A 20,349-nucleotide genomic window follows, 5' to 3' on the forward strand; every position below is an offset into this window, starting at 1 on the left:
AGTGTGATGGAATTGAAAAAAAGACGAATTGGTACCTCGGATCTTTTGGTGAGTGAGGCAGCACTAGGATGTATGTCCCTTGGAACGGAAAAAGGAAAAGCGCTCTCTTTATTAGATGAGGCTATAGACCTTGGAATTAATTATTTGGATACAGCCGATTTATATGATTTTGGGACAAATGAAGAAATTGTCGGGGAGGCTATTAAAAACAGGCGGCAAGATTTGATTTTGGCCACAAAAGGCGGCAACCGCTTTGAAAAAGGCAAATCTGGCTGGGACTGGGACCCTTCAAAGGCGTACATAAAAAAGGCCGTGAAACAAAGCCTCAAGCGGCTGCAAACAGATTATATTGATTTATACCAACTGCACGGAGGCACGATAGATGATCCTATCGATGAGACGATTGAGGCTTTTGAAGAATTAGTGGAAGAAGGCGTTATTCGCTATTATGGCATCTCTTCTATCCGTCCAAACGTCATTAAAGAATACGCCAAAAAATCCAACATCGTCAGTGTGATGATGCAATATAGTTTACTCGACCGCCGTCCAGAGGAATGGTTCTCTCTTCTTGAAGAACAAGGCATTAGTGTCGTCGCAAGAGGACCTTTAGCAAAAGGGCTTTTAACTGAAAAACCACTTTCGCAAGCAAGTGCAGCGATTCAAAAAAACGGCTATCTTCAATATTCATTTGACGATCTCCAGCAGGTCATTCCTTCTTTAAAGAAAGTCGCTTATGACCTATCACTCACAGAGCTGTCCATTCAATATTTGCTTAAGCATTCTGCGGTCAGTTCCGTTGTATTTGGCGCAAGCTCGGTGGAACAGTTAAAAGAAAATGTTGCAGCGGCAAATGCACGTTCTTTAAGTGACCAAGAAGTAAAAGCATTGACTTACTATACAAAACCATCTGTGTATGAGGCGCACCGGTTTAAATAAGATAAAAAGAGATCGCTTTATGTGATCTCTTTTTTATCGTGTTTTTCTCTATTAAAAATGAGAAGGGGCTAAAAGCCCCTGTACTCTTATCTATTTGCACTTTCATAATACGCATAATTTCCGGCTTTGCCTTTAAGGTGAAATGTAGTACCAAAACGTTGAAAATTATTTGCAAATACGCCATTATCTGAATGCATACATAATCGATTACCTCCACCTTTAAAAGGAGTTACAGAACAATCAACAATTGTAGTCACCGACGTACGAAAATCCGCTTCCGTTGAATCATTTGTAGCAAGAGCTTGTCCAGAAACAGGTAAAAGCAATCCTAAAGATAAAGCAACTCCAGTCATTGTTCTTCTCAATTTCATGTGAATCATCTCCATTTCCAAATTTTTCAATGCATCTTCATTATAAGAAGAATGCTCCTCTATTTAAAGGGTCTTAATTACTATATTTGTAATAAAAAGGAATTTTAATAAATCAATACTCCCGTTTCTTCTATTTTGATCACGTATAAAATAGGTGATGGGATTTAGTTTTAAATCATATTGTCACGAAGCTGAAATGAAGTGAAATTCGAAGGAGTCAGAAGAGTCTGCTCTCAAAGCACCTATGTTTTGAACAAGTTCATTTCTGTTGCTCAATCTCAATGATGACATGAAAAAAAGGAAGCATCAGAGCTCCCTTTTTTTAGCTTTTATATTTTCTCCAGTCCAAATGACTTTCATCTAGCAGCTCGGAGAAGCTTTTATTTTTTTCTTTTTCTTTCTGCTGCCGAAGGAGGTCTTGTCGTTTTTGTTCTTCTCTTTTTTCTGTCTCGGCGGCAAGGTTCTGCTTCATTTGAAGGAGCTGCTGTTTGAGATCCTCGTTTATGCCGTCCTTTAATTTCGCTTGATCTTGATTGGTCTTTTTCATTGTGCCTCTCTCCTTTTGCCCTAAGTGTATCATCCGTTTTATTTGCTGAGCAAGAGTCACGCCAATCTCCCAACATGTGGTATGATCGTCATAGGAAAAACTTCGGAAAGGAAGAATCAGCTGGATGAAGAAATGGATCGCTATACTTGCCTTGATATTATGTCCGCTCGCTGCAATCGGCATTTTTTTCACCAATAAAATGATGTATATTCGAAAATTAACAGATGAAGAGCTCATCAAAAGAGAATCAGATGAAGGACACTATCATCACGAAGAGTTTCAACAGCTTAAAAAAGAGAAAGTGTGTATTCCTTCAGCATTTGGTTATGATCTTCATGGCTATTTTGTGCCGCATCCACATACAACACGCACCATTGTACTTTGTCATGGCGTCACAGTCAGTTTGATTAATTCCGTTAAGTATATGAAATTATTCCAAAAGCTCGGATGGAATGTGATGCTTTATGATCATAGAAGACATGGAATGAGCGGCGGGAAAACCACGAGTTATGGATACTATGAAAAAGAAGATTTAGCGCAGGTCGCGAAGTGGCTCAGACAAAGACTCGGGGAAAATGCCATTATCGGCATACATGGAGAATCAATGGGTGCAGTCACGACTTTGTTATATGCTGCAAATCCGGAAGCAAGCGCCAATTTTTACATAGCTGACTGTCCTTTTGCTTCTTTTGAGGATCAGCTTCTCTATCGATTAAAAACAGATTTTCGTCTTTCAGGGCAATGGATTCTTCCACTAAGTGATCGAGTGTTAAAATGGCGGGATGGATACAGCATTCGGCAAGTTTCACCGCTGGATGTGATCGATCAGGTGAAAGAACCTGTGCTTTTTATCCATAGTCTTCATGATGACTATATTCCATGCGAGCAGAGTCAGCAGCTATATGCTCGAAAAAAAGGTGATAAACAGCTATTTATAGCGCCGCACGGGGCACATGCGATGTCTTTTAGCGAAAATAAGGCAGCTTATGAACAAGAAGTTCAAGGATTTCTTCAACAATTTGAATCGAATGAAGATAAAAGAGGAGAATGAACAGCGGTTCGTCTCCTCTTTTTGAGCTAACTTATGCGATAGTCACCACTGTTGTATGATGTCTGCCCGCCAGCTCCATATGACTCTCTTCCGATTGCTGCTGACTCATGACCGATAATCCTGCAGTTGCTGCCAATAAAAGAACTATCAAACTCGTTTTCATATAAATGACCCCCATTTTGAATTTTTGATATGGCTTGAATCTTCCTTTCGTAAAACCGTGTAGATGCTTCATACAGTCCAAGCTCATTGTAATAATGAGCCGCATCAAGTGCCAATTCCTCAATATCTGGGTATAAGCGCTTGTCCTCGAGCAGGTCTAATGTATCGTCTATGATCGTTATTTCTGCATCAACGTATAATGCTTTTAAGAACTGAAATTTGCAGATGTAAATTTCATCTTCTAATTCACAGGCTTTCATAATACCTTGTTGATAGAGGGTTAACGACTCTTCTATTTGTTTTTGTTTAAACAGGATTTGGGTCAGCATAAATAGTGGGTCTAGAGAGCGATTAAGATGGGTTAAATTCTCCTTTTCAAACACTTCAAGAGAGTCTTTCAGATAACGGCTTGCTTCCGCAAGATCGTTCATTTGGTAATAACAGTTACCTAAGTTGAAAAGGGCCGAACCTATGACTCGAGGGTTTCCAATTGAGCGTGCTCGATTTAGAGCATTTTTAAAGTAGGGCAATGCATGTTCATAGCATTTCAAATCATCATAGTTTGCACCGATGACAAATTCACAGTGGATGATTCTCAGCGTGTACGTTCTGTAGGCAGAGTACGTATCTAACGCTTGCAAGGCATAGTGCATCGAAAAGTGGGTTTGTTTCATGTGGTAGTATATTTCAGCTAATTTAAAGTAAAATTCTGCTCTTTCTATATCATCTGATATGAGATTGAGCTTTTTTTCTGCTGAACGGTAATAAGCAATGGCACTTAAATAGTTTTGCTGTTCAAACTCAAACATTCCTGTGAAAAAATGAACATAGTATTCAAGCATGTCCGTTAATTTCGTTTGCGAATGTTCGATCGTTTCTAGCAGGTTCTTAATTTCTTCATCGTTTGAGGCTTTCTTTGCCGGTTCAAAATATTCAAGCATCACCTTATGGCGAAAATCCATCAGCTGGTAAAACAGCAACAAGTTTTGATCCTGTTCCATCTCCAGAATTTCCTGCTCGATCTCGGCCTTCAGTTTCTCTGCTTTCATGACATGAAATCCGCAAATCTGCCTATACCATTCGTTTATTTTGATTCCAACCTGAGGCGATGACAGCTTGAGCTTCAATTCACTTTAGCACCTCCCTTCTCATATACGATACATGTTGTATTCTATCACATTCCCTCGAATGGAAGAAATATGAAATGTCATTTTTCGCAAAGTTTTCGGTATCCCGCAATAAACGCTTTCATTGCCTATTTTTCGGCATTTATAACCACGATTTTTTCATTTCTATTTTTCTCATTTTGTCGAATTGGTTGTTATAAAACGGTTTTTTTGCGTTTTAAAAGATCATTTTTCAGATTAGACTTCCCTGCTGTTTGATGAGATGATGAAGGCACGAAAAAAACCCTTTTGTCAAAAAAGGGCTTTTATAATACATCTGTTACCTGTTCCATATTCTCTTTGATCCAATTGACAGCTAATTCGAGCGTTGGAAATTCTTCCGTTTCAAATGTGACTTCATCTTGAAGAAGCCAAACGTCCTTTTTCACCGAATCCATTCCACCTATTGACCAATGCAAAAGGGTATAGGGATGATTGTTATTTAAAAACGACACCCATGTTTTATTTTGTGCCGTGTTTTGTATCACTCTAAGCTTCTGATCCACTACGTTTCCACCTTACTTTACAAGTATGCCCATTCTTGGACTGAGTATTTGCTGAGGACTTTTCAGCATCAATGTATTGGCTTTTTCATTAAAATCGATGGTCATTTCCTCATCAAAAAATACCTTCTGTGCAATGTGTATATATAGTTTTAAATGTTGGCTATTATTCAGTTGTTCCCATTCACCTGTTCTTTCACTTGTTAACCAAAGCATTGGTACGCCACTCACTGCACAGCCACAACCTTCTGAATCGTAGCGAAGCAGTAATTCCTTAGTTTCGTTTCCTATTTGCTGTTTTTCTATATATGTTTTAGCCAGTTCTGTGATGTGAATATACATGGCGAACATCCTTTTTAAATTGATGCTTACATTGTAACACATAAAACACCATAAAACATGACACACGACTAAATCCGAAAGTCATATTCTTTGAAATACACGCTCTTCTCACTAGGATTATATCTATCTATTGGCTCTTTTCGCTTCTTGTTTTTTAGAATTATACTTATGACGCTACCAATTTTAAAAGAATAAACAGGAGGTTTTAGATCGTGAAAAAAAGATTATCTCTCTGCTTCATCGGGGCACTGATATTTATGTTGAGTTTCGCTGTGCCAAACATGAAAGCGGCATCTGTCCTTGATGAAGAACGAGAAAGCTATGCGACTTATACGGGATCTGGTTACTCAGGGGGCGCCGCATTATTAGATCCTATTCCATCTGACATGAAAATTACGGCTTTAAATCCTCATGACTATAACTATAAAGGGGTAAATGCGGCACTTGCTGGTGCTTACCTTGAAGTAAAGGGTCCAAAAGGAAAAACCGTTGTGTATGTAACCGATAAATATCCAGAAGGAGCAAAAGGAGCTCTTGATCTTTCTCCTAATGCCTTTGCCAAAATCGGTAATATGGCAGATGGAAAAATCCCAATTAGTTGGAAAATTGTAAAAGCACCGATTAGCGGAAATGTAGCTTACAGAATAAAAGAAGGCAGCAGTGAGTGGTGGGCTGCGATTCAAGTGCGCAATCATAAATATCCGATTATGAAAATGGAATATTACAAAGATGGACAATGGGTGAACATGGAAAAAACAGACTACAACCATTTCCTTGGATTTAATATGGGGTCTAAATCTCTTCCTGTTCGAATCACAGATATCCGCGGGGTCATAGTAAAGGATAAATTACCCGCTCTTCCATCTACTGCTGCTTCACAGGCCTATATTGTAAAAGGCAATGTTCAGCTTCCTAATTAACGAGGAAAAGAGGTAGCTTATTTAAGAGCTTCCTCTCTTCCTTCTCTATCCCAGTGATATGCCTCATTTTCTATTTCTTTTATGATTTCATTCTTTCCTGCCATATAGCTTTGTATATCTTCCGGATACTGATTTGCTAATTGTTCCTTGACAGACGCATACGCTACAGCTCGTTCTGAATGGGCCCTTAAGTAATCTCGAAACAATAAATGCCTTTTCACATCAGGGTGATTTCTCTCATAAACATGGACATGATGCGTACGATTCAAGCCACCCTTTTGAAAAAAACGTCTCCCTTTTATGCCATTTTCACCTAGCGCTTGATATCCAAGATGTTCAAAGCTCTCTCTTTTTTTATCGATCTCTTTTATATGACTTACTTCTATTAAGATATCAATAATTGGTTTGGCAACAAGCCCTTCAACTGACGTACTACCAATATGATGTCCTTCTATCCAGTTCTTTTGAATGATTTGCTTGAGTTGCTGCTTTTCTTGATGGAATTCTTCATGCCACTCTTTTTTGAATTCGACAACCTCAACCTTTCGCCTTGGTCTCCATTTCATTTTTGATAAGGTGAGCTCTTTTGCAACATGAATCACATCTGTTTCAAGAAATCCTAACTTTTCGTATAGCCTTTTTGCAGGGGTGTTTTTTTGCCCTGTGGTCAGTTCTATAGGGACATTTTTCTCCATAATTGTGGACATAAGTCTTGTTCCAATACCCTGCTTTAGCGCTTTTGGATGTACAGCCAATCGACTAATGATCAAATAATCTTTCTGCTCTTCATAAGAGGCAACGCCTAGTAAGATTCCCTTTTGCTCAAAACCAATAAATTGCTCTTTTGCTTTCATTACATCTTGAATGGTCTCTTTTAATGGTGGGAGATCGGCATAGCCAATTTGTTCAGCTTCTTGTTGGTATGCAGCTAGTTGAATATGTAAGATCTGCTTTGCTACATCACTTATTGTTTGATCTAAATTGACAATCATTGCATTGCCTCTAATTTTTTCACAAATAAAACACGATCTTCATTTATTCCATCATAGTCTGAAAACACGGAGATTCCTTCTACAGTTTTGTCCCCTTTTTCAATTTGAAAGCCCAATTTTGCATGATAGGCAATCGATACTTTATTTACAGGTGCTGTTACCGCTTTAATGGTTGTTCTTCCTTCCTGTTTTGCCACATCATAAAAGGCTTGATATAGGATTTTTCCTATCTTTAATTTCCGATGGTCTGGATGTACACCTACAAAATGAATATACGCTTCATCTGAATGAGATTGCGATAAAAAACCGACTAAAAAGCCAATAAGTTCACCTTTTTCAACGACGACAAAACTTGTTTGCTGAAAATGTTCAAAAAATAGCTTCGGCAATTTTGCGCGCAAATCTCTGCCTCCCCACCAGCTTTGGATGACGGATGTGACGGCGTAAAAATCTGACGGCTTCACTTGACGTATCATGATGACCTCGCCCCTTTTCATTTTTGGCTTACCGCTCTCTTTTTTTAAAAAACTGTTGTTTCAATAGTCTACCTGTTCGATTAATTGTTTGTAAAGATCACGTGTCAGCCTTTTTTCCTTTCAGCTTTGTTGATTCTTCGTTCTTTCGCCGTCATCTCCTTTTAAATCTTCACACTTATTTCAAAAAGTTCACTTTTTGTGCGAAAGTTTCATTCTTTTGGTATGTTAAGATGGTTCATATAGGAAATGTAACAAATGTTTATTGGAGATGATGATATTGGTTTGGATTGTTACTTCACTTGTTGTGTTTAGTCTTTTAAAGCTTCTTGTCACTTCGCTGCCTTCTGGTGTTGTGGAACGCCTTTTTAGTCGTTATGCGGTGCATGCAAAAGTAACAAGTGATCAAACAACGATCATGTTTGAAGATCGTCCGCTCAATGATCAGCAAGTATCTGAAATTATTCGACATTTTAATGATGCGATCTTTATTGAACGCTATTATATTTATCCTGGTGATGAAGAGCGTTTTCTTCATCCGCAGGAAGGGCCTGCGCCGCTTACCATGCAAACAAAGCTTGGCAAACATGATGTGACCCTTTATCTGTATCATTACGATGACCACGTGGATGTGGTGCGGCAGTTTACACATAAGCCTAAGAAAAAACTGACGGCCTATCGTTTGCGTTCTGAGCCGCTCCAAACATCTCACAACTTGGCACATGCTTAAAATAATGTTGCATCAAATGAGACGAAGTGGAAGACACTTCGTCTTTTTTGTATGGATTTACACTCTTTTCTTTGAATGATTTACCAGTATCAATTTCGCCTCCTGACGGTTACAATATAAACAGAACATACGTTCTAAGAGGTGAAAATAATGAATGAACGAGCCATTCTGCTTGTGGATATGCAATCGTTTTATGCGTCAGTCGAAAAAGTGGAGGCTCCCCACTTGAAGGATGTGCCGCTCATCGTCTCTGGAGATCCTGAGCGGCGGAGCGGGGTCGTACTTGCCGCCTGCCCGCTCGCTAAAAAACGAGGCGTACAAAATGCATCAAGATTATGGGAAGCGCAGGAGAAATGCCCCGAAGCTGTCGTCGTACGCCCCCGTATGCAGCGCTATCTTGATATCTCTGTCATGATAACAGAGCTGCTCGAACAATACACAGATCTTGTCGAACCCTATTCAATTGATGAACAATTTCTTGATATTACAGGCAGTCTGACACTACTCGGTTCTCCCCGCGAGATCGCTCAAAATATACAAACAACCATTATGAACCAGACTGGCATTTACGCACGTGTTGGCATCGGTCCTAATAAAGTGCTCGCTAAAATGGCCTGTGACCATTTTGCTAAAAAAAACACATCTGGTATCTATGAACTTCGTACAGACAGTGTTGCGGCTGATTTATGGCCGCTTCCGATTGGAAAATTATTTGGCGTCGGCAAACGAATGGAGCACCATTTAAAACGAATGGGCATCAGTACCATTGGGACGCTTGCTGCTTATCCGTTAGACCGGCTTAAAAAACGCTGGGGAATCAACGGAGAGCTTTTGCAGCGAACAGCTTTAGGGCATGATCCCTCTCCGGTCACCATTCACACACATGATCAGCAAAAAGCGGTTGGACATCATATGACTCTTCCCCATGATTATGCGTCTTTTGAGGATATCAAAGTCGCTCTTCTTGAATTGAGTGAAGAAGTGGCAAGACGTGCACGCTTTAAGCATTATCTTGGGCAAACAGTGTCTGTTGGCGTGAGAGGCGCTGATTTTTCTCATCCGACTGGATTTCATAGACAAATCAAGCTTCATTCACCTACACAGTACGGGACAGATATTGCAGACGCAGCCATTCAGCTATGCCAGCAGCACTGGGATGGCCAGCCCATTCGCAGTGTGGGGATTACTCTCTCACAGCTGCAGTCTGACAGCCAATATCAGCTGACTTTATTTGATCACCATGTTCAAAAAGACAAACTCAGCAAAGTATTTGATGCGATCCACATGAAGTATGGACCTGCTGCCCTGCTGCACGCTTCGTCACTGACAAGCGCAGGGCAGGCGTATCACCGCGCCGAAAAAATTGGCGGACATTACAAATAACGGAGGCGAACAGCCATGAATCCCAATAAATTAACACCTGGATACAACCTCATGTGGGAATCAAGCCGAATGATGCTTCCAGAGCACCGGGAGCAGCTGCTTGCTCAAAAACGGAAGAAAAAAGAGTACACCCCTCCCCCGCTGAGCACCGATCAACTGGAGGAAATGAATTTTTTGATCACACAGTCGATTACCGAGGATCAAGCGATTTACGTGACATATGCCGCAGCAGGTATGAAAGAGCAGTTTTGGGGCTGGGTAAAAGCCATTCATTATGAAACGCAGCGCATAAAAATCGTCAATGATGAGGATGTTCTCAACCTGTCCTTGCAGCAAATCGTCGCGATCGACCTTGATTAAATTTTCGCCAAATGACCGCGCGAATCAGTGACATAGAAGCACTGGCAGCAAAAAGCAAACCTCCAAATGGCGAGCCAATCTTGCTTCTTTGCCATATGGCAGATGTCTCCTCCATCAAATTGTGTATTTAATTTGCACAATTTTTCATGTATGATTGGAACATCTTACAAACTCAGGGGAGAAACAGCATGAAAAATAACTTACGTACGTTACATCCGCTTAGTTGGACGATCATCATCGGCACCATATTTGGCCGAATGGCGACGTCCATGAGCATTCCTTTTTTGGCCGTTTATTTGACACAAGTCAAAGGCGCCTCAGCGTCTTCTGCTGGATTAATCATTGCCGTTAGCTCTCTGATTGGGATCGTTGCGAGTTTTTACGGCGGATATATTTCTGATCGTATCGGCAGAAAAAAGGTCATGCTTCTATCGATCTTCGGTTGGTCACTTGTCTTTGTTGGCTTTGCATTTGCAGATGCCATTTGGGTCTTCTTTATCATGAACGCTTTAAACGGACTGTGCCGGGCACTTTTTGAACCAACATCTAAGGCGCTCTTATCTGATGTCACCCCATCAAGTATTCGGTTGTTTGTGTTTAATTTACGGTATACAGCCATTAACATAGGGGTCATCTTCGGTCCTCTGCTTGGCTTATATCTCGGGTCATCGAAAACAACGTTCCCATTTCTCGTTGCTGCCTTCATTTACTTGTTATACGGATTAACGCTGGTCTGGCAATTTCAGAAACATCCAGTTGCTGCTCCAGAAAGCACGAAACAAATTGGTGTCAAAAAAGCCCTTTCCATTATCCAAAAAGATACGGTCTTTAGCATTATCCTCATCGGCGTGACCTTATGTTCGTTCGGTTATTCGCATTTGAGCTCAACGCTGCCTCAATATTTATCCGCTTCGCCTATGATTGAGGATGGTCCGAAACTGTTTGGATACCTTTTATCTTTAAATGCAGTTGTTGTCATTGTCGTACAATATCCGCTCATCATGATCGCCAAGCGCTACTCCACCATTTTGTCGCTGACCACTGGGAATATTCTTCTTGCCGGCAGTTTGTTTGCCATTGCTTTTTCACAGAGTCTCGGCATGCTTGCTTTCATCATTGTCGTGTTTACAATTGGAGAGGTTCTGCTGTTTGCGATGATGGATCTTTTTGTAGACAATGTGGCAAAGCCAGAAGTAAAGGGATCGTACTTTGGTGCGATGGGATTTTCTCAGCTCGGCAGCGTCATCGGACCATTTATCGGCGGACTGTGCATTGACTATTTTGGCGCAGCCCATCCCTTCTCCATTTTTTCAGTCTTGTCGATGGTCACCATCGCAGGTGTCCCGTTCTTACTCATTGGATACTACCGCCTGAAAAAGCGATCCGCAGCTGCGGTCGCTGTTAAAGTCAGTGGAGATCATTAAAAAAACCGCTCTCGTTTGAGCGGTTTTTCTTTATACTCGGCGGATAGCAATCTCTTCCACCTTATGCTGATCACCTTTTTTCAAAATGAGATCGGCTCGATATTTTGTCGGTAAAATATTTTGATATAAATTAGGGCGATTGACGGTATTCCAAATCGTGCTTGCCATGTGATCTGCCTCTTCATCCGTCAAATCTTTGTATTGATGAAAAAAGGATTCAGGGTCTTGGAAAGCTGTTTCCCTTAGCAAACGGAACCGTTCTTTATACCATGATTGAATTTGCGTTTCAGCAGCATCTACATAAATCGAAAAATCAAAGAAATCTGATACAAACACACGCGGTTCATCCTTCAGATCATCCAGCGCTGGTGATTGCAGCACATTGATTCCTTCAATGATGACAATATCGGCATCCTCCACTGTTTCATACACCCCTTCAAGCCGGTCATAGGTCAGATGCGAATATACCGGGGCATGAACAGTTTGTTTGCCTGATTTTAATTCGTTTAAAAAAGATAACAAGGCTTTGACATCATAGCTTTCCGGGAAGCCTTTCTTTTCCATGAGTCCTCGATCCTTTAATTCTTTTTGAGGATACAAAAAGCCATCTGTTGTCACAAGACTCACTTTCAGCCCATCTCCAAGTCTCGATAAAAGCGTTTCAATGATACGAGCCGTTGTACTTTTCCCGACAGCCACACTTCCAGCAATCCCAATTAAAAAAGGGATTTTCGCATGATGCGGGTAGTTTAAAAAGGCATTCACATGCTGATTTTTTTGTTTTTCTGCAAAGACATGCAATGTCAGAAAACGAATAAGTGGTATGTAAATATCTTGAACTTCTTCAAGCGATAAATAGTCATTCAACCCTTGAAGTGCTCTCGCTTCCTCTTCTGAAACAGATACCGGCATATATTTCCCAAGAGCAGACCAAGCCTCTCTTGTATGCCGTGTATATAAAGTATTAAAATCTAGTCGCGTGTCACTCAAAGTCTTTCCCACCAATCTTCACTAAACTCGTAACCAAAAAGACGATAATCCGATTGTAGCTTAAAATGAAGGCGCTGTCTTTATTTTTCAACTAAAGTTTGCTTCTTTTGCGAAAAAAAGCATTAAAAAAAGGAAAATGAGGGTAAATAAGAGTATTCAGTTCGATAGATAGAAGGGAGCACACCAAATGAAATATGTGATGATTGGCGGAGATGCAGCAGGAATGAGCTGTGCTATGCAAATATATAGAGAGGATCCAGAGGCACATATTGTCGCTTTTGAAAAAGGAGAGATTTTCTCATATGGACAGTGCGGCCTTCCCTACTTGATCGGCGGTCTCATTGATCATCACAGCAAGCTGATTGCACGCAGCACTGAAACCTTTCGCGACAAATATGGAATTGATGCTAGATGCTTACACGACGTGACCTCCATTGACCCAAAGCAAAAAACGGTGTCAGGTCATCATACGAAAACAAAAGAACCATTTATCGAAAGCTATGACCGCCTCTTAATTGCGACAGGAGCAAGCCCCGTCACACTGGGTTTAGACAATCAGCCGCTAGAAGGCGTACACGTATTAAAAACCATTCCGCATGCGCTGTCCATTTTAGACCATTTAAAACAAAATATCACACATGTCACCATTATTGGCGGCGGGTATATCGGCTTAGAAATGGCTGAAAATTTAAAAAAGCTGGGAAAAAAAGTACATATCATTCAGCGGGGTTCAACACTAGGTCCGGGCTTTGACCCCGATATGGCAAAGCATCTGAAAGAAGAGGCGGATGCCCAAGGTATTCACGTGACACTTGGGGAAACCGTGCAGACATTAGAGGGCGAGTCACATGTAACAGCTGTTCAAACAGACAAACAAACCATTAAAACGGATATGGTCATCATGGCCATCGGCGTCACACCGCAAACATCCTTTTTAGACAAAACAGGAATCAAGCGTCTTCCAAATGGCGCCATTGTTGTAAACGAATACATGCAAACCAATGTAAAAGACATCTATGCTGCCGGGGATTGCGCAGCAACTTATCACCGCATCAAACAATCACTAGATTATATTCCGCTCGGCACAACGGCGAATAAACAAGGAAGAATCGCTGGTTTTCATATGACGGGAACAAACCGGGCGTTTCAAGGCGTGACTGGAACAGCAGTGATGAAATTTATGAGCATGACAGCAGGACGAACGGGCTTATCAGAAAAGGAAGCACAAGCAGCTGACATTCCTTATTCCACCATCACCATTGACAGTACGGATCACGCTGGATATTATCCAGATGCGCAGAAAATGAAAGTCAAACTGATTTACAGAAGTGATGACTACACCTTGCTCGGTGCCCAAATCATCGGAAGAAACGGTGTAGATAAACGGATCGATGTGATGGCAACTGTCCTTTACCAACAGCTGACCATAACAGATCTTGAAGATTTAGATATTAGCTATGCCCCGCCTTTTAACAGTGTGTGGGACCCGCTTCAGCAAGCAGCAAGGCGGAGATAAAAAGACGGTCACAATGGCGTCTTATCTCAAAAAAAGAAACCAGCTCACGACCGGTTTCTTTTTGTTATTTTTTCATCATCGCTTTGCGTGCTGCTTTTTCAAATAAAAACGGGAATAATTGATACAATTTACTGCCAGCGTTCATCCATCCAGGCAGATTAATCTCTCTTTTTTTCGTCATCATAGCGGATACGACCTTCCCAGCCACCTTGTCCGCACTAAGCATCATGAATTCAACATTCTTCACATATTCACCGCTGCGATCGGCGATGGTAAAAAAGTCAGTGGCGATCGGTCCTGGATTCACCGTGGTGACGTGAATGCCGAGGTCTGCCAGCTCCATTCTAAGGCTGTTTGAAAATCCAAGGACGGCATGCTTTGATGCCGAATAAATGGCTGATTTCGGAGTGGCAATCTTTCCTGCCTGAGAAGCAATATTGATAATATGTCCATGTCCTCTTTGTTTCATCTCTGGAATGACCTTTTTCGTGCAGGCGATTAAGCCAAACACGTTTACTTCAAACATCGACACCATTTCCTCAATGGACGCATCTTCAACGAGATCAAACGCACCAAAACCGGCATTGTTAACCAAAATATCAACAGCCCCCACTTCTTGATATGCGCGATCAATGTCCTCAAGGTGACTGACATCTAACTCCACGATGTGACACACCCCGCCAGCACTCATAATCTTTTCTTTTACACCCGTCAGCTTTTCGATTCGTCTTGCTGAAATAATGATTTCTGCGCCTTCTTCTGCTGCCAAGTACGCCATTTTTTCACCAATGCCCCCAGATGCGCCTGTAATCCATATCCTCTTTCCTGTTAATCTCCCCATGCGTTTCACTCCTTAGTTTGCCCTGTAATAGAGAATTCCGTCTTTTTGCACTTCTTCAATTTGTCCAGCTTCTAAGAGGACATCCAGCTGCCCAACTGTCTCCGACATCGTTAAAAATAAGGCCTCTTCATACAGCACTGGAAATAGCTTGCGGCAAAGATGAAAGGCAGTCATTTCTTTTCGTTTGAGCAGCTGATACATCGTATTTGCCCGTTTCTCTTGTTTCTTAAATCTTTCTTCGATCAATTCATGATGAGAGGTAATGAGCTCACCGTGTCCTGGATAAATCGTCTTGATTGGCAGATGCAATAATCGATTGAGTGATGCTTTATATTGAAGCAGCGATTTTTGGCGTTCCTCCCCTTCAAACGGCGCTTCCATTAACGGGTTTGAGGAAATGGTCGTCAAAAGCAGGTCTCCACCAATGAAATGGCCCGTTGTTTCATCTAGAAAGGAAAGATGAGATTGTGCATGTCCCGGTGTTTCCATCACGAAGAAGTGTTCATGCCCTTTCAACCGATCGCCTTCTTTGATGACGTCATCTACATGTGCAGTACAGGAATATGCATAAGATTGCTTCACGATTCTTTCACACTCACCTTGACGAAGCGGCACACCTAACTGCTGAAAAAAGCGTTCCATAAAAGCAATTTGACGCTCTTTAAACACAGGGTCCTGGCTAATATACGGCTCATTTAACTCGTGTCCGATCACACGGACATGAGGTTTCATCAGATTTAAAAGACCGACATGATCTGCATGATGATGGGTCAACACCACTTGATCAATATCGTCTATCGATAAACGATGCTCTTGTAATTGCGCGACAAAGGCGTGCTCCGCCTCTTCTGTCATCGGTCCGCAGTCCACTAAGGTCACGGCTTCTCCTTTTAATATATATGCATGTACATCCCCAACAGCAAACGGTGTAGGGATGGATAATTGAATGATGTCTTCTTTCACTTTTATATGTCATCTCCTGCTTTTTGACTCATGGTTCATTGTAACTCTGTCTTCTTTATTCATTGTATCTTGCAAAAGGCAGACTGTCATGCGGTTTAGGCGGTCAATTTTTTTATCTGTCCCTATTGACACAAACTTGTCCATCGTTGCATAATGAACAACAAATATAAGATGCGCGATGACAAGGATTAGTAAGCAAAATAATGATGAAAGAGAGTGAGGTCCGCCGGCTGTAAGGCCTCACCGTCCTCTTATTTGCTGAACCTGCCCTTTGAGCTGTTAGGCAAACCTAAACGTTTCCCGCGTTAAGGGACTAGAGCTGAGTATGCATGTCTGCATGCTAATTGAGGGTGGTACCGCGAAAAACCTTTCGTCCTTTTCAGGCGAGAGGTTTTTTTATTTTCTACAAGGAGGAGCAGCTTATGAGTAAAATTGGATTTATTGGTGCAGGCTCGATGGCAGAGTCGATGATAAAAGGTTTATTAAAAAGCGGCATCATGTCAAATGAAGATATTATTGTCACAAACAAAACGAATGAAAAACGTCTAGAAGAATTAAAGGTGCGTTATGGGGTCAAAACGGATTTCTCTCGTTCTTTTATTTATGAAGAAGCGGATATTCTCGTATTTGCTTTAAAACCGAAAGATGCGGAAAGCGGGATATCTGATGTGCGGCCTCATTTACAAGGACAGTTGATCATTTCGATTTTAGCTGGCATCTCCATTGAAACGATTCAGCACTATGCTGGCGAGAAGACTGCGGTGGTTCGCGCAATGCCAAATACATCAGCGGCGATTCAGCAATCAGCAACAGGCATTGCCGTAAGTCAAGAAGTGACAGAGGATCAAAAGAATAAAGCAATCGAGCTGTTTGAAACGATCGGTCATGTGACGGTATTGGATGAATCACAGCTGAATGCTGTTACAGCTATTGCAGGAAGCGGCCCTGCCTTCATTTATCATTTGATTGAAGGAATGGAGCGAGGCGCCTCGGAACTTGGGATGGACCAAGCAACAGCGAAGTTACTCATTTGCCAGATGATTGCGGGCGCCGCCAACATGCTTCAAAGCAGCGGTAAAGAACCTGCTGAATTGCGCAAAGAAATCACAAGTGAAGGCGGAACGACAGAAGCCGGCCTGAACACACTTGCTGCCTATCAATTTGAAGAAGCCGTTGTCGATTGTGTTAAAACGGCAACAAAACGCGCAGCAGAATTAAACGAAATGTTTTCAGCAAGCACGTATAAATGATAGAGAAAAGCACCTGTTTTGATGACAGGTGCTTTTTTACATACTGCTATCGTTCACTCTTTGACATGATGGCTTTGATTTGATCCAGATGATGTTGTTCATGTAAAGCGATGGTTTCAGCTAATATTTGCACTGTCATCACCCCTTCTTCAGGATGCACACCCGATTGCTCCCATGTATCCTTTTCTAATAGATGAAGTGTGTTGTTTCTTCTCTCTTTCAATCGTTTGATCAGTGCTTTGATCTCCTGTTCGTTATACCTTTCATAGCCTCTTTCCTTCACATATATTTCAGGATCATACGATTGAAAAGGCGTCTGCTCATCTGATATCGCCTGCTCTATCCGCTCTGACCAGACTTCTTCTGTATCATACAAATGCCCTGCGATTTGCTTGATCGACCACTTGCCCTCTCCCAAAGATTGATCTAGCGTGTGCTCATCACATATTTCCACTAGCTTTTCTAGTTCACGGATACTTTCCTGAAGCGATGTAATGATGTATGTTTTTGTTAATTTTCCAGTTTCCATTTCATCCTCACAATCTCCCTTCAAATAAGTGTAAGTCTTATTCTTTATCATACTCTATCTAAGTCGATGGATCGTCTATTTAAAAATAAAAGCCCTATCATCACGATAGGGCTCTTCATCATATACTTACTTTTTCTCTAACAAAGCATGAATCACTGATTCTAGTAATTCTGGCAAAATGCCGAATGAGAACGGGATGTGCAGCCGCTCTGTCCATTTGTGCGGGTCCTTTCCTAATGGCCCCACGTTGATAACTGGAACGTAAAGTGCTCCCTTTTCTCCTTCCGGTAAAGAATAGCCTTTTTGATAAAGCGGCATATTGGTCGTGTAATGACCTACTTCCTGTTTTTCGAGCTGTAAGTAACTTAAATCAGACAATCCAGGGAAATATTTCACTTCTTCTATTTCAAGTCCATAACTCTTTTTTGCCTCTATTTGAATCCTCTTTAAGGTTGCTTGGATATGCGGATCTTCCGTTGAAGAAACCGCAGGATAAAATGGCGGACTATAAAATAGAACAATCAGCGGCCCTTCTTCCTTACAAAGCGTCGTCAGCTCAGAGATGATTTTGGTTGAAAAATCACGATCTCCAAGCTCACCTCGATTGGCGAACGCATAGTTAACAATGCGTTCAACCTCCTGTTTACCTGAGCGTTCTGCAGCTTTTTGATACAGCTCATGATACGTGAGAACCGTGATCCTCGTATCAATCGGTGTAAAAGGTTTAAAGCGCTGAAATTCAACTGTTTTCTGTTTGAGATTTGCCTCGATTTCGTCTGCTGCTCGTTTCGCAGTGTCATAGAGAAGCCCGTGCAGTTCTTCACTTGAACGATTCATCATCAGCACATTAAATAAAGAAACAGCTGTGTGAGGTGTTTGAACGGAATAGGCTTCTTTTAAGTCCTTTTGCATCAAGTTGGTGGGCGGCGGCGTGACTTCACCGTCTACTTCCTCACAATAATCACTATTCAGCTCTAACAGCCGGTTTAATTCAGATACCATAAAATTCGCATTTAAGCCTGAGAATGGCTCTCCTACATGCGTTTCAATTCCTTTGCAGAAAAATCCGGCCAGCACCTTCCCTATACTGCCTGTATACATATATTTGTGTTCATCACCTGGATATTTTTCAAACATGGGCTCACTGTTTAAGCACGCGGTATAGTCAAGGTCATGCTTTTCCTTAAGCTCCTTTAGTTTCGGAACAGCTTCAAGCATTCCTTGAGAATTCACTTCTTCATCAGGGACTGTGACGAGCAGGACATTTCCATGAAAGGTTTCTGTCATCGCTCTTTCCAGCATAGAAAGCTGTACAGTAAGACCTGCTTTCATATCCATGGCACCTCTTCCAAACAACCAGTCACCTGAAGCTAGATCTTCTCTTGCTCTTTTTGGGAGAAGCGCACTTTTTTGAGAAAATGACGCCATTAACTCTTCTGGCTTGCATGCCATGTTTTGAAATTCACCGTAATCTTCTGTATCGACGACATCGAAATGACTAAGCAGCAAAACGGTACGTGGCAGCGTGCTGCGCTTTACAAGCGCCGTTAAATAATACCGGCCATCTTTCATCGGATGCAAAGCCAAATGATCAGGGTTCTGCTTGAAATAAGGCCGCTCCCTCAGCAAATAATATAAATATTCAGCTAACGCGACTTCTCCAGTTGTACCCGATATGCTTTCATACTGCATAAGAGCGGTGAGCAGTTCCTTTAGTTCACTCTCTGTTTGCCATTTCATCCCTTTTCCCCCTTTGTTGTCTCTATCTCTCCATTATACAAAAACGCGTATAAAAGCTATATTCTTTGAGCACCTTTTATGACGAAAGTTTGAATGGCTGTTATAATCGGCTATACAATTCCATGAGGAGGCGAAGGTATTTGGAAACAAAACTCTTTTCACCTTGGACATTAAAAGGTGTTACACTGAAAAACCGCATCGTGATGTCCCCGATGTGTATGTATTCATCCTATGACCATGATGGGAAATTACAGCCTTTCCACTTTACGCATTATATTTCCCGTGCCCAAGGTCAGGCTGGCCTGATCATGGTGGAGGCAAGTGCTGTTTCTCCCGAGGGAAGAATTAGTGATCAAGACCTCGGTATTTGGAGTGATGAGCACATTGAAGGATTTGCTTCATTAAACGAACAAATCAAAGCATACGGAACCAAGACAGCTATCCAGCTGGCTCATGCAGGGCGTAAGGCTGAACTAGGTGGTGTCATCCTGGCACCATCAAGCATTCCATTTGATGAACAGTCTAAAACCCCTGCCGAGATGTCTATCGATCAAATCAAAGATACCGTTCAGGCGTTTCAGGATGCAGCTGTCCGAGCAAAAAAGGCCGGCTTTGACATCATTGAAATTCATGGGGCGCATGGCTATTTGATCAATGAATTTCTTTCACCGCTGGCAAATCATCGAACAGATGACTATGGCGGTTCACCAGAGAACCGTTATCGTTTCTTAAGAGAAGTCATCGATGCAGTCAATGAAGTATGGGAAGGACCATTATTTGTCCGTGTGTCTGCTTCTGATTACACGACAAAAGGACTTGATATTGCAGATTACATTGGCATTGCTACATGGCTGAAGGAACAAGGTGTCGACTTAATCGATGTCAGCTCAGGCGCTGTCGTACAGGCGAAAATCAACACATTCCCTGGCTACCAAGTGACCTTCGCAGAAAAAATAAAAGAAGGTGCCGGTATTCAAACAGGGGCAGTCGGTCTGATCACATCTGGTGTACAGGCAGAGGAAATTTTACGAAATCAGCGTGCAGACTTAATCTTTATAGGCAGAGAATTTTTACGGGATCCATACTTTCCAAAAACAGCTGCTCAAGAACTTCGTACATCTATCGAAGGCCCGCGTCAATATGATCGCGCTTGGTAAAAG

The 20,349-nt window shown here is 41.7% G+C and carries 22 protein-coding genes and 1 other annotated feature; of the genes, 10 read left to right on the forward strand and 12 right to left on the reverse strand.

What is annotated here, in order from left to right:
* Nucleotides 1-12 precede the first annotated feature (12 nt).
* Nucleotides 13-936 (forward strand): aldo/keto reductase, encoded by a 924-nt coding sequence (locus C6Y03_RS09615; protein ID WP_060596776.1) that lies wholly within the window; start codon nucleotides 13-15, stop codon nucleotides 934-936.
* A gap of 86 nt (nucleotides 937-1,022) precedes the next feature.
* On the opposite strand, the gene C6Y03_RS09620 is transcribed toward C6Y03_RS09615, so the two are convergent.
* Entirely contained in the window at nucleotides 1,023-1,307 is a 285-nt protein-coding gene (locus tag C6Y03_RS09620; RefSeq protein WP_066030702.1) for an LCI fold-containing protein, read from the reverse strand.
* Nucleotides 1,308-1,629: 322 nt separating this feature from the next.
* The gene (locus tag C6Y03_RS09625; RefSeq protein WP_106031036.1) at nucleotides 1,630-1,854 is read right to left on the reverse strand and encodes a YqkE family protein; all 225 of its coding nucleotides are present in this window, start codon (nucleotides 1,852-1,854) and stop codon (nucleotides 1,630-1,632) included.
* A 124-nt stretch (nucleotides 1,855-1,978) separates the two neighbouring features.
* Here C6Y03_RS09625 and C6Y03_RS09630 point away from each other — a divergent pair, with 124 nt between their 5' ends.
* Complete coding sequence (locus C6Y03_RS09630; protein WP_106031035.1) at nucleotides 1,979-2,905, forward strand: alpha/beta hydrolase; 927 nt, start codon at nucleotides 1,979-1,981, stop codon at nucleotides 2,903-2,905.
* Nucleotides 2,906-2,931: 26 nt separating this feature from the next.
* Here the strand turns inward: C6Y03_RS09630 and C6Y03_RS09635 are convergent, their stop codons facing one another.
* The 3 genes from C6Y03_RS09635 to C6Y03_RS09645 form a co-directional block, all read right to left on the reverse strand.
* Nucleotides 2,932-4,194, reverse strand: a complete 1,263-nt coding sequence (locus tag C6Y03_RS09635; RefSeq protein ID WP_034661176.1) for a response regulator aspartate phosphatase — start codon at nucleotides 4,192-4,194, stop codon at nucleotides 2,932-2,934.
* Between the two features lie 305 nt (nucleotides 4,195-4,499).
* The gene (locus tag C6Y03_RS09640) at nucleotides 4,500-4,739 is read right to left on the reverse strand and encodes a YqkC family protein (protein WP_003215790.1); all 240 of its coding nucleotides are present in this window, start codon (nucleotides 4,737-4,739) and stop codon (nucleotides 4,500-4,502) included.
* A 12-nt stretch (nucleotides 4,740-4,751) separates the two neighbouring features.
* Complete coding sequence (locus C6Y03_RS09645) at nucleotides 4,752-5,078, reverse strand: iron-sulfur cluster biosynthesis family protein (RefSeq protein WP_034661177.1); 327 nt, start codon at nucleotides 5,076-5,078, stop codon at nucleotides 4,752-4,754.
* Nucleotides 5,079-5,335: 257 nt separating this feature from the next.
* Here C6Y03_RS09645 and exlX point away from each other — a divergent pair, with 257 nt between their 5' ends.
* On the forward strand, nucleotides 5,336-5,998 hold the full coding sequence (gene exlX / locus C6Y03_RS09650; RefSeq protein ID WP_223260752.1) for an expansin ExlX: 663 nt from the start codon (nucleotides 5,336-5,338) through the stop codon (nucleotides 5,996-5,998).
* A gap of 17 nt (nucleotides 5,999-6,015) precedes the next feature.
* Here the strand turns inward: exlX and C6Y03_RS09655 are convergent, their stop codons facing one another.
* Entirely contained in the window at nucleotides 6,016-6,990 is a 975-nt protein-coding gene (locus C6Y03_RS09655) for a GNAT family N-acetyltransferase (protein ID WP_106031032.1), read from the reverse strand.
* Entirely contained in the window at nucleotides 6,987-7,466 is a 480-nt protein-coding gene (locus tag C6Y03_RS09660; protein WP_034661184.1) for a GNAT family N-acetyltransferase, read from the reverse strand. The genes C6Y03_RS09655 and C6Y03_RS09660 overlap by 4 nt, the downstream gene beginning before the upstream one ends.
* Nucleotides 7,467-7,743: 277 nt before the next feature.
* Here C6Y03_RS09660 and C6Y03_RS09665 point away from each other — a divergent pair, with 277 nt between their 5' ends.
* The 4 genes from C6Y03_RS09665 to C6Y03_RS09680 all read left to right on the forward strand — a co-directional run bounded on the left by C6Y03_RS09665 (nucleotide 7,744) and on the right by C6Y03_RS09680 (nucleotide 11,360).
* The gene (locus C6Y03_RS09665; RefSeq protein ID WP_060596783.1) at nucleotides 7,744-8,193 is read left to right on the forward strand and encodes a YfmQ family protein; all 450 of its coding nucleotides are present in this window, start codon (nucleotides 7,744-7,746) and stop codon (nucleotides 8,191-8,193) included.
* 150 nt (nucleotides 8,194-8,343) lie between these two features.
* Nucleotides 8,344-9,576 (forward strand): DNA polymerase IV, encoded by a 1,233-nt coding sequence (locus tag C6Y03_RS09670; RefSeq protein ID WP_060596784.1) that lies wholly within the window; start codon nucleotides 8,344-8,346, stop codon nucleotides 9,574-9,576.
* Between the two features lie 15 nt (nucleotides 9,577-9,591).
* Entirely contained in the window at nucleotides 9,592-9,936 is a 345-nt protein-coding gene (locus C6Y03_RS09675) for a YolD-like family protein (protein ID WP_034661189.1), read from the forward strand.
* Between the two features lie 188 nt (nucleotides 9,937-10,124).
* The gene (locus tag C6Y03_RS09680) at nucleotides 10,125-11,360 is read left to right on the forward strand and encodes an MDR family MFS transporter (protein ID WP_060596786.1); all 1,236 of its coding nucleotides are present in this window, start codon (nucleotides 10,125-10,127) and stop codon (nucleotides 11,358-11,360) included.
* 30 nt (nucleotides 11,361-11,390) lie between these two features.
* Here C6Y03_RS09680 and coaA read toward each other — a convergent pair whose 3' ends face one another.
* Nucleotides 11,391-12,350, reverse strand: coding sequence for a type I pantothenate kinase (gene coaA, locus C6Y03_RS09685; protein ID WP_106039229.1), 960 nt, complete (start codon nucleotides 12,348-12,350; stop codon nucleotides 11,391-11,393).
* A 187-nt stretch (nucleotides 12,351-12,537) separates the two neighbouring features.
* On the opposite strand from coaA, the gene C6Y03_RS09690 reads away from it, so the two are divergent.
* Nucleotides 12,538-13,866, forward strand: coding sequence for a CoA-disulfide reductase (locus C6Y03_RS09690; protein WP_106031029.1), 1,329 nt, complete (start codon nucleotides 12,538-12,540; stop codon nucleotides 13,864-13,866).
* Between the two features lie 64 nt (nucleotides 13,867-13,930).
* Here C6Y03_RS09690 and C6Y03_RS09695 read toward each other — a convergent pair whose 3' ends face one another.
* Both C6Y03_RS09695 and C6Y03_RS09700 read right to left on the reverse strand, forming a co-directional pair.
* Nucleotides 13,931-14,707 carry an SDR family NAD(P)-dependent oxidoreductase gene (locus C6Y03_RS09695; RefSeq protein ID WP_106031028.1) on the reverse strand — a complete coding sequence of 259 codons (777 nt, stop codon included), beginning with the start codon at nucleotides 14,705-14,707 and terminating at the stop codon, nucleotides 13,931-13,933.
* Nucleotides 14,708-14,719: 12 nt separating this feature from the next.
* A complete protein-coding gene (locus C6Y03_RS09700; RefSeq protein WP_106039230.1) occupies nucleotides 14,720-15,670 on the reverse strand; it encodes an MBL fold metallo-hydrolase in 951 nt (316 codons plus the stop codon).
* A gap of 169 nt (nucleotides 15,671-15,839) precedes the next feature.
* Nucleotides 15,840-16,051 (forward strand) — a binding site (T-box leader).
* A gap of 41 nt (nucleotides 16,052-16,092) precedes the next feature.
* Between C6Y03_RS09700 and proC the strand changes: the two genes are divergently transcribed.
* Entirely contained in the window at nucleotides 16,093-16,920 is an 828-nt protein-coding gene (gene proC / locus C6Y03_RS09705) for a pyrroline-5-carboxylate reductase (protein ID WP_066030697.1), read from the forward strand.
* A 46-nt stretch (nucleotides 16,921-16,966) separates the two neighbouring features.
* Here the strand turns inward: proC and C6Y03_RS09710 are convergent, their stop codons facing one another.
* On the reverse strand, nucleotides 16,967-17,449 hold the full coding sequence (locus C6Y03_RS09710; protein WP_060596791.1) for a DinB family protein: 483 nt from the start codon (nucleotides 17,447-17,449) through the stop codon (nucleotides 16,967-16,969).
* Between the two features lie 126 nt (nucleotides 17,450-17,575).
* Complete coding sequence (locus tag C6Y03_RS09715) at nucleotides 17,576-19,189, reverse strand: M20/M25/M40 family metallo-hydrolase (RefSeq protein WP_106039231.1); 1,614 nt, start codon at nucleotides 19,187-19,189, stop codon at nucleotides 17,576-17,578.
* A 140-nt stretch (nucleotides 19,190-19,329) separates the two neighbouring features.
* Here C6Y03_RS09715 and namA point away from each other — a divergent pair, with 140 nt between their 5' ends.
* Nucleotides 19,330-20,346, forward strand: a complete 1,017-nt coding sequence (namA, locus tag C6Y03_RS09720) for an NADPH dehydrogenase NamA (RefSeq protein ID WP_106039232.1) — start codon at nucleotides 19,330-19,332, stop codon at nucleotides 20,344-20,346.
* Nucleotides 20,347-20,349 lie beyond the last annotated feature (3 nt).

Origin of the sequence: Bacillus sp. LNXM65, assembly GCF_002998575.1 — a bacterium.
In the GTDB taxonomy this organism is placed as follows: Bacteria; Bacillota; Bacilli; order Bacillales; family Bacillaceae; genus Bacillus.